Source organism: Streptomyces sp. NPDC050759 (assembly GCF_044456945.1).
Classification (GTDB): domain Bacteria; phylum Actinomycetota; class Actinomycetes; order Streptomycetales; family Streptomycetaceae; genus Streptomyces.
The window spans coordinates 19,432-31,936 of record NZ_JBITGI010000011.1 but is presented as its reverse complement, the minus strand read 5'-3'; the positions used below and the strand labels follow the sequence as shown (position 1 = coordinate 31,936).

Annotated in this window: 14 protein-coding genes; 9 read left to right on the top strand and 5 right to left on the bottom strand. The window is 69.1% G+C overall.

What is annotated here, in order from left to right; translation table 11 throughout:
* Nucleotides 1-419 precede the first annotated feature (419 nt).
* Nucleotides 420-764, top strand: a complete 345-nt coding sequence (locus tag ACIBJB_RS29130) for a hypothetical protein (RefSeq protein ID WP_398934723.1) — start codon at nt 420-422, stop codon at nt 762-764.
* A gap of 31 nt (nt 765-795) precedes the next feature.
* Nucleotides 796-1,110, top strand: a complete 315-nt coding sequence (locus ACIBJB_RS29125) for a hypothetical protein (RefSeq protein ID WP_398934721.1) — start codon at nt 796-798, stop codon at nt 1,108-1,110.
* Between the two features lie 382 nt (nt 1,111-1,492).
* On the opposite strand, the gene ACIBJB_RS29120 is transcribed toward ACIBJB_RS29125, so the two are convergent.
* The 5 genes from ACIBJB_RS29120 to ACIBJB_RS29100 are packed head-to-tail and all read right to left on the bottom strand — an operon-like array spanning nt 1,493 to nt 6,771.
* Entirely contained in the window at nt 1,493-1,720 is a 228-nt protein-coding gene (locus ACIBJB_RS29120; protein ID WP_398934719.1) for a hypothetical protein, read from the bottom strand.
* Nucleotides 1,721-1,754: 34 nt separating this feature from the next.
* On the bottom strand, nt 1,755-3,545 hold the full coding sequence (locus ACIBJB_RS29115) for a hypothetical protein (protein WP_398934717.1): 1,791 nt from the start codon (nt 3,543-3,545) through the stop codon (nt 1,755-1,757).
* Between the two features lie 38 nt (nt 3,546-3,583).
* A complete protein-coding gene (locus tag ACIBJB_RS29110) occupies nt 3,584-4,414 on the bottom strand; it encodes a nucleic acid/nucleotide deaminase domain-containing protein (RefSeq protein WP_398934715.1) in 831 nt (276 codons plus the stop codon).
* A 5-nt stretch (nt 4,415-4,419) separates the two neighbouring features.
* Nucleotides 4,420-4,992, bottom strand: coding sequence for an SUKH-4 family immunity protein (locus tag ACIBJB_RS29105; RefSeq protein WP_398934713.1), 573 nt, complete (start codon nt 4,990-4,992; stop codon nt 4,420-4,422).
* Nucleotides 4,993-5,046: 54 nt separating this feature from the next.
* Entirely contained in the window at nt 5,047-6,771 is a 1,725-nt protein-coding gene (locus ACIBJB_RS29100) for a nucleic acid/nucleotide deaminase domain-containing protein (protein WP_398934711.1), read from the bottom strand.
* A 203-nt stretch (nt 6,772-6,974) separates the two neighbouring features.
* Between ACIBJB_RS29100 and ACIBJB_RS29095 the strand changes: the two genes are divergently transcribed.
* The 7 genes from ACIBJB_RS29095 (at nt 6,975) to ACIBJB_RS29065 (ending at nt 12,423) form a co-directional block, all read left to right on the top strand.
* Nucleotides 6,975-7,694: a DinB family protein gene (locus ACIBJB_RS29095; protein ID WP_398934709.1), complete on the top strand. Its 720-nt coding sequence runs from the start codon at nt 6,975-6,977 to the stop codon at nt 7,692-7,694.
* 408 nt (nt 7,695-8,102) lie between these two features.
* A complete protein-coding gene (locus ACIBJB_RS29090; RefSeq protein WP_398934707.1) occupies nt 8,103-8,870 on the top strand; it encodes a hypothetical protein in 768 nt (255 codons plus the stop codon).
* A gap of 111 nt (nt 8,871-8,981) precedes the next feature.
* Nucleotides 8,982-9,269 (top strand): hypothetical protein, encoded by a 288-nt coding sequence (locus ACIBJB_RS29085; RefSeq protein WP_398934705.1) that lies wholly within the window; start codon nt 8,982-8,984, stop codon nt 9,267-9,269.
* A 61-nt stretch (nt 9,270-9,330) separates the two neighbouring features.
* Nucleotides 9,331-10,551 (top strand): putative T7SS-secreted protein, encoded by a 1,221-nt coding sequence (locus tag ACIBJB_RS29080; RefSeq protein ID WP_398934703.1) that lies wholly within the window; start codon nt 9,331-9,333, stop codon nt 10,549-10,551.
* 3 nt (nt 10,552-10,554) lie between these two features.
* Nucleotides 10,555-11,325: a hypothetical protein gene (locus ACIBJB_RS29075; RefSeq protein WP_398934702.1), complete on the top strand. Its 771-nt coding sequence runs from the start codon at nt 10,555-10,557 to the stop codon at nt 11,323-11,325.
* 4 nt (nt 11,326-11,329) lie between these two features.
* Nucleotides 11,330-11,830 carry a hypothetical protein gene (locus tag ACIBJB_RS29070; protein WP_398934700.1) on the top strand — a complete coding sequence of 167 codons (501 nt, stop codon included), beginning with the start codon at nt 11,330-11,332 and terminating at the stop codon, nt 11,828-11,830.
* A complete protein-coding gene (locus ACIBJB_RS29065; RefSeq protein WP_398934698.1) occupies nt 11,827-12,423 on the top strand; it encodes a hypothetical protein in 597 nt (198 codons plus the stop codon). The genes ACIBJB_RS29070 and ACIBJB_RS29065 overlap by 4 nt, the downstream gene beginning before the upstream one ends.
* The last annotated feature ends 82 nt before the right edge of the window (nt 12,424-12,505 follow it).

The following is a 12,505-nucleotide window of genomic DNA, read 5'->3' as shown; positions in this document are numbered from 1 at the left end:
TGGGTACGACATGAACCCGGTCCCCCATGAGTCTCGATGATGTGTGGGAGCCCGCAGAGAAATGGAGCACGACGCTCAAGTGATCAACAGCTCCCCCGTAATGCTCATGACACCCTACAAGTACGCCGGTTCCGGTCGATGCCGCCCCCATCCCTTGCTCATCCGGGGCTCAGCCGGGCGGAAAAAGATGGTGATCCACGCGGAAAGGGTCAGTGGTGGTGAGGTGGGCCCCCTGGGGCGGCCGCGTGAGCGCGTGTGATGGACAGGTGAAGTCGAGGCGTGGACCAGCGCTTTTCCGGCGGCATGGCGGACGCCGTGGTGTGCCGGGTCGTCACTGCATGGACAGACCTGCGAACAAAGAGAGTCGCTAGGGTGCGGGCCCTCTGCTGTTGTCACCCGGAGGTTCCCCCTCGATGCCCATGGCCGGTGTTCTGCTCGCGGCCCCGCCCGGCGGTGCCGTCAGCCCGGTTGCCCTCGGGGGCATCGGTGCCGGCATCGCCGCGCTGGTGCTCGTGAACCTCCTGATCGCCTGGTCGTCGCGCCGCAAGCGCAGGAAGGTCCCGGCCGAGGAACTGCGCGAGGAACTGCGCGGGGAGATCCGCAACGGCGCCCCGAACGTCCGCGGGCACATCCGCGTCAATCCGGCCCGCTACCCCGGGATTTCCGTCGGACAGGCCGAATCTCTCGCCGCCGAAGAGGGATTCACCCGGCAGACCCACGCCACCAAGGGAATGTGGCTTTTCCTGCGCAGGGTCTCCGACTGACGCACAGGACTGCAAAACAGGGGGAAAGCACGTGGCCGATTTCAAGGTCGGTCTCGATGAACTGCGCAGACTGAAGAAGAAGCTCGAGGACAGCGAGTCACAACTCGACAAGGCGCTGCGCCGGATGAAGGACACCGGGCCGAAGGACCTGGGCAAGGGCGTGCTCGACAAGGCCTGCGAGGACTTCGAGGAGAGCTGGGAGTACGGGCTCGGCAAGACGCAGGAACGGATCAAGGTCCTCAACGAGGCGCTGCCCGCCATCATCAAGGCGTATGAGCAGACCGAGCAGGAGATCCAGGGCGCGTTCGGGCACACCGGAGCCCACACTCCGGGGGTGGCGCAGTGAGCGACGACTGGAGCGGCCTCGGCTGGAATCCCACCCCCGGCCACCCCCACCTGGCGACCAGCCTCTCCGACGATCTGCTGCACACCGCCGAAACCCTGCAGACCACTTACCAGTTGCTGGACTCCCTCTCCAAGGAGAGCACCTGGTGGTCGGGGGAGGCGGCCAAGGCGTTCACCCAGAAGGTGACGGACCTCCCCGACTACCTCCAGCGCGCCCATGACTCCCTCCAGTCCGCGGGCGGCGAGATCGCCAAGACCGACCGCCCCGCGGGCGACCCCCACCTCTACCCGCACAGCGCGCTGCGCGCCCACCCGGACCAGCCGGACACCCACAAGGCGGTCGTCGAACTGCCGTCGGGGCTCGCCGCCGTCGTGGTGGCGGATCAGGCCGTCACGGTCCCCGGAACGCTGTTCGGCGTCGAGGGCGTGAGCACCTCGGCCGTCCGCACCGCCACGTTCCACCTCGCCTTCCCGCGGGTTGCGCAGGCGGTGGTGGTGTCCCTGTCCACCGAGATCTTCGAGGCGGAGGAGGAGTTCCTGGAACTGGCCACGCTGGTGGCCGCCGGGATCTCCTTCACGGCCCCGACGCCGGTCCCGGTTCCGAAGAGCACCCCCGTCGCCGCGAGCCCCTTCGGACAGCGCCTCTCACAGCTCCCGGAGCGCGTCCAGTCGCAGCTGTACCGCATACAGACCCTCGGGATCCCCGACGACGAGCAGCCCGCCGGGTGTGAGTGCGAGGGCATCGCACGGCCGCAGCAGGGGCAGGACGCGCACCTCGCCGGACAGCACGTGCCACAGGTGCAGCTCACCGTCGCTCCAGGCCACGGCGAGCACTGGACCGACCGGGGTGTCAGCCGCGGCAAGGGCGGTGACCAGATGCCGGCGCTGCTGCACCGGGACGGGCATCGGCTCGGCGGAACCGGTCTCCCACAGTCGCACCGAGCCGTCCGACGCGGCACTGAAGGTGAGGGTCAGTGCGTCGGCGGTGCCGACGCAGGTGGCGGCGGTGACCGGCTGTTCGTGAACATGGCAGGACCGCGGAGTGTCCTGATACTCGCTCAGGGACCACACGTGAACCGCGCCGCTCCGGTCGCCGACGACGGCGTACGGCTCCTGCAGACCACCGCTGCCGAGCGCACTGACCTGGGACTCCTCTTCGGCGAGGGCGGCCGAACCGTGGTGCTCGGCGATGTGCCCGAGCACGATCGCGGCGGTCGGGTCGTCCTCGGGCACGAGCGGCAGCAGCGCGTCGGACCGGTCGAGCAGCAGCGCCGAGCGGGCGTCGCACGGGGCGACGGAGCGCGGTCGTACGAAGGACGGAGGGGAACCGGCACCCCCGCCTGCAGTCCCGGTCGGCGCACCGCTGTCCAGGTCGTACGTCCGCGGCCGCCCCGTGGCGTCGGCCGTCAGAACCCGTCGCTCCTCGCCCGGTACCAGGGCGAGCGCGCTCACCGCGAGGCCGGGCCGGGCCCACACCGCGGTCCACCAATGGCGCTCGGCGAGCGGCTGAAGGTACTCGGTCAGCGCCGGGTCCGTGCCCACGGCGGCGGTGTGCAGCAGGGCGGCCCGCTCGGCACTGTCGGTGTGATACGCCGTCAGTTCGGATGCGGCACGCCTCCACACCTCGCGCAGCCGTCCGGGAACGGGGATGCGTGCGTCGGCGAGAGCGGCGGTCAGGGCGGCGGCGGAGCCGTGGACCAGGAAGCCGGGGTCGGTCAACAGGTCGCGTACGGCGGCCCCTTCGTCGTCCCTGCGCAGCGCCGCGCCGAGGATGTGGCGGCGGACCCTGTCGGGTGCCTGGGACCAGTCCGGTCGGCCGTCGGAGGTGTGCGGGACCGTCGAGAGGAGTTCCGGGTACGGGGCCTCGCCCGCACGCGGCGCCCCGGCCGTGTCGCCCAGGTCGACGACCTCTACGTGGTCGGCCTCTACGTGGTCGGCGGCCAGCAGACCCGATTCGCCCACCTCAACGGCCGCACGCACATGGGGGAGTGTCAGCAACGGCTCCAGCATCTCGGCGACCAGGGCCTCCGGCGTCCCCGCCGGCAGATCCGCGGGTCCCGCCCCGGCCCGATGCAGATCGGGTACGAGGAGCAGCAACGGCCGCTCATCCAGCGCCACTTGGTCCAGCAGTCGGGCCGGGGACAGCGGGCCGTAGCCGAGCTGCCGCCCCAACTCCCAGGCGAAGCTCTCGGCTGTGAGCCCCTCGGACGGGACGGTGGCATGGACGGTGATCCCCGGCCGGTCGATCGTCCCGGCCAGGAACCAGGCGAGCAGACGGCTCTTGCCGCTGCCCTCGGCGCCCCGCACCAGGCACAGCCGGGGCCCGGCACTGTTTCCGCCGGCCGCCCAGTCGAGCAAACGCTGCCCGGAGGGCCGTGTCTCCTCGTCGATCGGCGGCCAGGAGGTGAGGTCCGGTGTGACGGCACCGACGGTCATGGTGTGCTGGGTCCCCTCGTCCTGAATCCGGCTTCGCTCTACTGCGGCTGCTCGGCGGCCGCCTCGCGCAGCAGCCGGATGCCTTCCGCACGGGACTCGGCCGTCTCCCCGTAGGGGAAGTTGTGGGTCAGCTGCGCCTCGGGGAAGACCTGCCCGAGCCACAGCGAGCAGTAGTGCCCCGGCATGAAGCAGGCCTCCAACTCGGTGTGGATCCGCAGCACTTGTTCCGGCTGCACACCCGCGGCCCGCAGCCGGGCCCACAGCCGCTCCTCCGGGTGGACACCGATGTCGCCGGCCTGGGTGACGATCTGCTTCTCACCCCGGTCGTTCACGATCTCGAAGGCGGTGAACCACTCCGCGCTCGCGGTGTCCCGGATGTCGTCGAGGACGAGGGGCCACCAGTGCTCCCGGCCCTCGAACGCCCGCGGGTCCAGGGTCCGCAACCGCTGCTCCAACTCCGCGTACGCGGCGGACGCCTCCTGCGGCACGTCGGTGCCGAGGATCGCGGCGAGGGCCTGGTCGAGCGCGGCGAGCGACTCGGCGAAGGCCTCCGGAGTCGCGTTCACGAACCTCGACTCCTCGGCCCAGTCGAGGAGTACGGCACGGACGACGCCCTCGTGGTCGGTGCAGAGCTCGAACCCGCGGTCGGACCCGAGCCGCGCCCACTGCCGGCACTCGTCCAGCACGACAGTACGGCCGACGGACTCGGCGAACTCCTGCAGCGGGACCGGGTCGGACTCGGCCGTCGCGAAGTACGGTCCGACGGCGAGCGGGACGGCAGTGTGCGCGAGCCGCCGGACACTCTCGGGGCTGTCGGCCGGGTCGGTACCCGTCCTGCTCCCGAAAAGCCGCATGTCGTTGTTGTTCATCGCCCCTACCTCGCCTCGGGTTCGGCGACATATTCGAGGATGTCGTGCCAGCGGGAATGGGCCACTGCCAGTGCGGCCGGGTCGATTTCTCGCATCTGCTCGGTGAGCCGTCCCGCCGCACCCTCCGGATCGAGCGATTCCTGTTCCGACTCGAAGTCGTAATGGGGACGCTCTTTCTCCAGCAAGTACAGGAAATGGGCGAAGGAATTGAGATCCTTGTTCAGCGGATAGATCTCGGACTCGTCACCGGGGAGGCAGTAAACGGTCCCGGTGACCCCGTCGAGCGCGATGTCGTCGTACGGGACCATGCCGAGGAGAAGCCAGCCTTCGGCCCCCTCGGGCAGGTCGGTCCACCGCTCGCGCAGGTCTGCGTAGCAGTCGCCGAGCGTCCTCACCTGCTCCGGAGTCCCGTCGACCAGGTCGAACCAGGGATTGGGGCGGGCCGGAATGCCGACGTCACGGAGGAAGCGCGCGCTCGGTTCGTGCTGGATGTTCGCCACCACCACAGCGGAATACGTGGTGAGCTCTTCCGGGCCGAACTCGGACTCCAGGGTTTCCCGGTCGATGGGGGGTGTCATCCAGTGACCTGCCTGCCTTGCGAATGAGAGGAGTGCCCGATGCTAGCACGTACGCTATTTGCCCCGGTTCACCTTGAGGCGATCCAGATAATTCATCATTTCTGCGTTGCCCTGCGCTCTGGATTCTTTTGTGTTTCCGTAATCGATGCTGTGGGTGACATCGACGTGTGAAAGTCTTTCCCTCATCCACGCGCTGCAGTTCGGGGCGGACGAACAGGGGGCTCGTTCCGTGTACAGCTCGGTCATACGGCCGCCCGCCCCGTCCCGGAGGACCGGGAAGCCGATCATGCGCTCGGAGTGACGGAATCCCGAACTGCGCGCGACCAGGACGAAGTCGCCGTCGTCCTGCTTGTTGCTGTTGAAGCGCGCTGCGGCGTAGTTGTTGCTCTCGAACTTGTCCTGCCCGTTCACCTGCTTGTGATTGCCGTAGCTCTTGTCCGAGTGGCGGGCCAGCTGGACGGCCTGGGACAGCGGCGTGCTCCCGAGTTCCACCTGCGTCGAATTGCTGAGAGGACGCGGCCTCTCCTTGCCGTGGAGTTTGAGGTTCGCTTCGCCCGGCAGCGGTCGTCCGGCATTGTCGCCGTCGAGCTTCAGGCCGATGCGGTCCCGGTCCTCCTGCGTCAGCTTGTCGGTCCCGCCGTCCGGCCTCAGCCGCTTGAGCGTTCCGTCGTCGCCCATCAGGTACATGGGCGTCTTGCCGTCGTTGGCCTTCTGGAGCTGCTTGAGGGACAGGGCTGTCTCGTCGTCGTTGTCCCGGTGGCGCTTGGCCATCTGCTTCAGGCCGCCGGTCATGTTCTCGTCGAGGTGCGCGGCGGAGCGCTTGACGCCCTTCTCGATTCCGTCCATGACCTGGTCCAGCATGGCGTTGGCGGCGTCGGCGATCGCGTCCTTGCCCTTGGTGCGGCCGTGCGTGGACTTGGCGCGGGAAAGCTTGCCGCCGGCCCCGTCGCGGATCTTGCCGCCCGCGCCCTTGAGCTGCGTGCCGGCCCGGTCGTAGGACTCCAGATCCATACTGAACTGACCGCCGCCGCCTCCGCCGCCCGAGCCGCCGCCACCGTCGGCGCCGGCCAGTTGCATCGACCCGCCCGAGCTCCCGCCCGCACTGGCCAGCTGCATCCCGCCCGACTTCGCCGCGTCGACGCCCTCCCCGAAGCCCTCCTGGCCTGCCTTCGCGGTCTGGCCGAGGTCGACACCGTGCTGGGTGCCCAACGCGTTGCCGCCGAGCTGGACCACCAGGTCTCCGGCCATGTTGCCGAGCGACTGGTAGACCGGCCCCATCGCGATGTCCATGACCCGCGAGACGACCTCTTCGCACACTTCCTCGAAAATGCGCTTGACCGCGATCCGGGTGGCCTGGGTCCCCGCGATGCCTCCCAGCGTCGACAGGCCCAGGGTGACGGGAGCGGCGGCGATCGCCGCGGCGATCTCGGCTGCCAGGATGCCCAGTTGCACGATGGCCGCCAGCTTGGCGCCCTCGATCAGTACGGCCACTCCGTCCAGCGCGGTGGCCGCGAGCCGTCCCGCCTCGGCGAGGTTGGTCAGGTGCGTGCCCTTGACCTTGCTCCAGTGCATTTCGAGCGCCTGTACCGCCAGGCCCTCATTCGTCCCGATCAGATCGGAGATCGCCGCATGTGCGTCGGCTGCTCCGTCGTCGATGTCGTCGGCGAACTCCCGCATGGCCTGGGCCATGTCGCGGTAGTCGTCCTCGTCGACGTTGGGCCAGCTGATGCCTATCAGGTCCAGGGCCGCATCCAGCTCGCTCGGCAGGACTACACCCACAAGGACCCCCGTTCGAAAGTTAGTTGGGGAAACGTAACTTTGATCGGATCATGAGAACAAGTTCACCCGGCGTCACATGACCTGATCCGAGGCTCAGTTGGCGCATACCTTTCCGAACGGAACCCGGGGCCACGTAAATCCGTCGCGCCCCCGCGAGCATGCCGTTAGCCTCCGCCTGGACGGGACCGTGAGGGGAGCCGGGCATGGAGACGGGACGCATACGGACCGACCGACTGGGCGTACTGCTTGACCAGTTCGACTGCGTCAGGGAGCGGGCGCAGATACGGCTCGAAGGTCTCGGCGACGAGGAGTACCTCTGGGAGCCGGTCCCCGACTGCTGGTCGATCCGGCGCCGGAGCGAGGCGGTGACGCCCCGGGCGTACGGTCCCGGCGAGTGGGTCCTCGACAAGGGCGCCCCGGACATCCCCTCGGGCGAGTACGCCGAGGTGGCCCGCCAGGCCGCCGACGGCATGAGCGTCGCCAAGATCGCCGAGGACTGGAGCGTGAGCGTCGAACGCGTCGAGGAGGTCCTCGCCCACACCGGCCCGGTGGAACCCGACATCTCCCCGGTCACGACCATCGCCTGGCGACTCGGACACCTCCACTCCTGCTTCGCCGGCGAGTGGGAGTGGACCTTCGGCGAACGCCGCACGGATCCCCACCAGTTGGTCGACTTCACCCCCTCCGCGGCCCTGGCCCAGGAACGCTTCTGGTCCCTGCTCGACCGCTGGCGCGAAGCCGTCGGCCGGGTCACCGAGGAACAGCTCGACACGATCGGCTTCTCCCAGTACCCGTACGGCTCCGCTCCCGACGAGCCGTACATCTCCGTGTTGTGGGGGTCCAACCTCGAACTCATCCACCACGTGGCGGAGATCGCGCTGCTTCGCGACTTGTGGCAGGCGCGCTTCAAGGCTCGCGGGTAGACCGACCGAGACTGGTCTGGGCGGGCGCGAGCCGGGTGCGGAATCAGGGACACGGGGCCGGGAGGAGCCACCCGGGTCCTCTCGTGCGCCGCGTCCGTGAACGCCGAGGAGCCGGGCGTTCTTGCCGAACTCGGGCGACAGCTCCCGCACGGGACGCTGGAGCGCGCCTTGGCGGACTCCGTTCCGCGGTGCGGCCGGGACGTGGACGTGCCGGAGGCGGTCGCACTGGTTGTTTCTGGAACGCCCCGCGCCCCGGCCCGGGTCTGAAAGCCAGCGGGGAAATCTCGTGGACGTTCTGTGGACGAGTCGTCCCAGGACCGGTTGACGCCCAGCGCCCCGCGACATCACCGACCCACTTTTGAGAGTCTGTCGATCGTCATCGTCAACCGCATCGGCAGTTGGGCGGCCATGAACCACAGCAGCCAGGAATGGGCCTCGCAGGCCCAGCAGCCGGGGCAGCCGCAGTACCCACCGCAGACCCCGAACCCGTACCGGCAGGCCCACGCTCCGGCGGAGACCGTCATCGAGGTCCCCAACAAGAGGCTGCACAAGTACGACAAGGTCAAGCCGGGGGAGCAGACCGTCACCATCCGGCAGGCCGGCCCCGGCGCGAACGGCGAACCCCTCGTGTACGTCCACGTCTCGCAGGACGCCCCGAAGGGCGGGCGCCAGGCGCGGCCGCCGTTCACCGTGAGCGGCCCGAACGGCGAACCGCTCAGCTCGGTGCGGTCCGTCGAAAATGGCGTCTACGAGGTCTACGGCGGTGACGGCGCCCCGATCGGCCGGATCACCCGGCGCGGCGGGCGGACCCTGCCCTGGCCGCGCCGCGTGCACTGGAGCGTCCAGCCCGCTCAGGGGGGCGAACCGCTGGCCGCCGAGGTCGGGACCCGCAAGGCGTGGACGGTGTTCGTGCTGATCTCCCCCCTGTACTTCGTGTGCTGGGCGGTCATGGCCGCTCAGGGAGCGATCTGGCTGCTCCTCGGGGAGAAGGACGAGGCGAAGAAGGAAGCCGCCTGGGAGATGGAGCCCCCGACGTGGACGCGATGGCGTCAGCCGGGTGGGCCGGAAATCGCCATCGAGTACCAGACGGGCCGCAAGTACCGTCTCGCCTCACCCCGGCTGGACCACCGGCTGGCATACGCGCAGGCCGTCCTGCACGTGTGGGACCGCGCATAGCATGCGCATGCCACAAGTTGGCGACAGCGAACACCGTCAGGTAGGCCGGAAGTTGCTGCTCCGATAGTCTGACCGGCGATCACTGATCACGCTACGGGGAGGCACACGGCGATGGCGGACTTCCAGATCGATGTCGATCGTATGAAGACTCTGATCAACAGGCTCGACCAGGTGGACGACCGCATGCGTGGCGCCCAGGAGCGGCTCAACAAGGTGGGTCCCAAGGGACTTGGCACGGACGGTCTCGACAACGCCTGCGACGGCTTTCAGGACGACTGGGGCGACGGCATCAAGCGGATTGCCGACGGCGCCAAGCAGCTCCACGAGGGACTGCAGAAGACGCTCGAGGCCTACCGGACGACCGACCAGGATTTGCAGAAGGGCTTCAGCCAGAAGTAGGCGCACCACCGCTCCGACAACTCGCACGGCACACGCACACGCACACAACGGGGAGAAGACGATGGGAATGTTCGACGACCCCAACTGGCCAGGGCTGACGTTCAACCCGGCCAAGGGCGACCTGCACACGATCGAGTCACTGGCGTACGACGTGAAGACGGTCGGCGACGAGCTCGACGAGATGCGCGAGATGCTGGTGGGCATCGGCAAGACGGACGGCATCTGGGACGGCGAGGCCGCCAAGAAGTTCCAGGAGAAGGTCGGCGAACTGCCCAAGTACCTTCAGCAGGGCCACGAGTCGATGAACGCCTGCTCCAGGGCGCTCAAGGGCTGGCACGACGAACTCGAGACCATGCAGTGCCAGGCCAAGAACCTCGAGGAGCGCGCGGTCGAGGCCCGCAAGCGGCTCGACCAGAAGAACGCCGACGTCGACAAGGTCAACGTCAAGATCGAGGGCGCGCAGTTCCAGCAGCTCACCGAGCAGCAGGCCAAGGCCCTGTCGGAGGAGGCCGACTCCGCCACGCGCGCGGCCCAGGACGCCGCGACCGACCTCAAACTCCTCATCCAGAACGCCGACGCGCTGCGCAAGTACTGGGAGGAGCAGGCCGCGAAGGCCGAGAAGGCCATCCGCGAGGCCGCGAACAACCGGCCGCCGGACATCAGCATCTGGGACAAGATCACGGACGGTCTGAAGGGCGCCTGGGACGGCTTCACGGACTTCCTCGCCGACAACGCGGACCTGTTCTCGAAGATTGGATCCGTCCTGTCCATCGCCTCCCTGGCGACCATGGCCATCCCGCCCGTGGGAGCGATCCTCGGTGGACTGGCGATCGGCGCCAGCGCCCTCGCCCTGGCCGGTTATGGAGCCAGGACGGCCCGTGGCGAAAAGGTCGGGGTGATGGACTGGGTCGGCGCCGGGCTCGGTGTGCTGCCGGGCATCGGAGCGGTCAAGGGCATGACGGCGGCCGGAAAGGCGGCCAAGGCGGCGGCGACCGGCACCCGGCTCAAAGGTGTGTTCGCCGGCGCCGACACGATGGCGACATCGACCAACATCGCCCGGGGCATGGCCGACGGCGTCATGTACAAGGGCCTGGCCTGGGCCGGCAAGAGAATCGGCCTCAGCGACGCGGCGGTGGACGTCGGCAGCTGGACCATGCGCGGCACGGCGATGGGGGTCAAGGGCGTTGCCCTGGGGTACGGCCTGGTCTCGGACGCGATGAGCTCCAAGTCGGCTCCCGCACCGTCCAGCAACGCGTTCATGGCGGCGGCGGGAGCGGCGTAACCGATGGACACCATGCTTCCCGGCGACGGCTCGGCCGACACCACCGTCGTCGCCACCCCGCGCCTGACATTCCGGGTGCCGCCCGCCTTCTTCGAACTCCCCGTGTACGAGACCGAGGAGCAGGTCGGCCAAGCGCTGATCGAGCTGGCCCAGGACGTCTACCCAGAGGGAACCCCCGAGCTCTGGTTCCAGTACGCGGCGACCCAACTGCCGGTGGTCGCCGAGATGATGGAGGCCGGGGTCAGCTACGCCGGATTCTGTCTCCTCGACCTCGACGGGCGGCGCAGCACGGCGACGGTGACCGGCGCGCTGCTGGAGTCGGTGCCGGACGGCCGGAAAATGACGGCCGCGAGCGTCGCCGCGGAACTCGTGGGCCTCGGGGGTGAAGAGGCTCAGGTCGAGACGGTGTGGCTCACCGCGGGCGAGGCCGTGGTCCGGTTCACCGCGGACGTCACGACCCTCCCGGCCGAGGTCACCGACTCCGGCCGTCCCGAGGACGTGGAGGTCGGGAAGATCGCCGTCTTCCTGCCGCTGCGCCGGGAGGCGGAGATGGTTCTGTTCGAACTGAGCACTCCGTGCATGCAGGACTGGGACCTGTACTCCGACCTCTTCTTCAACATCGTGAACACCATCGAGGTGAACGACGGCGAGAGCCCGGTCGAGGCGCTGGTACCCCAGCAGCCGGAGGACGTTCCTCCCAGCGGTCCGGCAGACACGACGAACGGCGTCCAGGTGCCCCTGCAGGCGCAGTCCGTGCGAGACGTGTTCGGATGAGCGGATGAGCGCGGATGACGGCACCGTCCCGGCGGAGGCCCTGGACCTGTTGCAGGTCAGGGCCGCGCAGCTGGCGACGGTGCCGGGCCTGCCCGAGGCGGCGCGCACGATCGGTGCCGACCGGGGCATCGACTATCTGGCCGACCCGCAGGTCGCGGCGATGCTCCAGCGCCACCGCCGGCTGCTGGGTGAGATGAACTCCCGCGGGTTGTGGGGCGGTCTGCTGTTCGTGCCCGGGGCGGTCGGGGCCTGGTTCCTGCTCGGCACCACCGCATGGTCGAACTCCGGCACGGCGGCCGATGTGGTCCTCTGCACCCCGGTGGCGCTGCTGCTGGCGCTCAGCGTGTACCTGCTGGCCCGGGCGCTCTGGCTCCGCCACGTCTGGCTGCGCGGCGGGACCCGCGATCAGGTCAACGGGTACCTTCAGGTCTTGTCGGCAGCGGGACTCCCGCATCGCGGACTGCCTGCATGGCTGAAGCCGGTCACCGGAAAGAGATGGCGATGACGACTGTATTTGGCGTGCACGCGCAGGCCCCCCAGGGAAACACGGGCCTCAACCTCCAGAGTGTCATCAAGGTGCGCGGCGGAACCTCCGTCCACGTCGCACGAGGATCCGCGGGCGAAGACGCGCCGGACCGACTCGGCACGGACTTCGCTCTCTACGAGGACCCGGCAGGTCACAAGCCCCTGTGCGCCGTGGCCCCGACCGGTCCGGGGGGTGCGCTGACCGTGACGGCGCCCGACGGAGCGGTCCTCGGCGTGCTCCGTCCGCCCACCCGACAGGGCGGCGGACGGACCCGGTACGAGATGGAACTCCCCGACGGCACCCGCCTGGTCGGTCGCCGCGGAACCGTCGGGGCATGGCTGCTGTACGTCGTCCTCTCCCCGCTCGCCCTGCTCTACAACGCGGCGAGTCTCGTCGGCGGATACGGCATCGACTGGCACCTGCCCACGCGCACGGCCTGGCGCCCCGCGGGTGGCTTCGGCCCCGCTCCCCTGAAGTTCTCCGGCATCAGCGACAAGTACAAACTCCGCACACCCGGCCTGGACCCCCGCCTGGCCTATGCCCAGGCGGTAGTGCACTTCTGGTCCGCCTGACCGGAACCGACAGACCTCACGCATACGGCGGTGGCGGCACCCGCTCAGGGCACCGCTACCGCCGTATCCCGCACTGCTCAGA

Bases quoted from the DNA above. Each gene is read 5' to 3' on its own strand.
- ACIBJB_RS29130 (WP_398934723.1), top strand. From the start codon at position 420: ATGGCCGGTGTTCTGCTCGCGGCCCCGCCCGGCGGTGCCGTCAGCCCG.
- ACIBJB_RS29115 (WP_398934717.1), bottom strand. From the start codon at position 3,545: ATGACCGTCGGTGCCGTCACACCGGACCTCACCTCCTGGCCGCCGATC.
- ACIBJB_RS29110 (WP_398934715.1), bottom strand. From the start codon at position 4,414: ATGAACAACAACGACATGCGGCTTTTCGGGAGCAGGACGGGTACCGAC.
- ACIBJB_RS29105 (WP_398934713.1), bottom strand. From the start codon at position 4,992: ATGACACCCCCCATCGACCGGGAAACCCTGGAGTCCGAGTTCGGCCCG.
- ACIBJB_RS29095 (WP_398934709.1), top strand. From the start codon at position 6,975: ATGGAGACGGGACGCATACGGACCGACCGACTGGGCGTACTGCTTGAC.
- ACIBJB_RS29090 (WP_398934707.1), top strand. From the start codon at position 8,103: ATGAACCACAGCAGCCAGGAATGGGCCTCGCAGGCCCAGCAGCCGGGG.
- ACIBJB_RS29085 (WP_398934705.1), top strand. From the start codon at position 8,982: ATGGCGGACTTCCAGATCGATGTCGATCGTATGAAGACTCTGATCAAC.
- ACIBJB_RS29080 (WP_398934703.1), top strand. From the start codon at position 9,331: ATGGGAATGTTCGACGACCCCAACTGGCCAGGGCTGACGTTCAACCCG.
- ACIBJB_RS29075 (WP_398934702.1), top strand. From the start codon at position 10,555: ATGGACACCATGCTTCCCGGCGACGGCTCGGCCGACACCACCGTCGTC.
- ACIBJB_RS29070 (WP_398934700.1), top strand. From the start codon at position 11,330: ATGAGCGCGGATGACGGCACCGTCCCGGCGGAGGCCCTGGACCTGTTG.
- ACIBJB_RS29065 (WP_398934698.1), top strand. From the start codon at position 11,827: ATGACGACTGTATTTGGCGTGCACGCGCAGGCCCCCCAGGGAAACACG.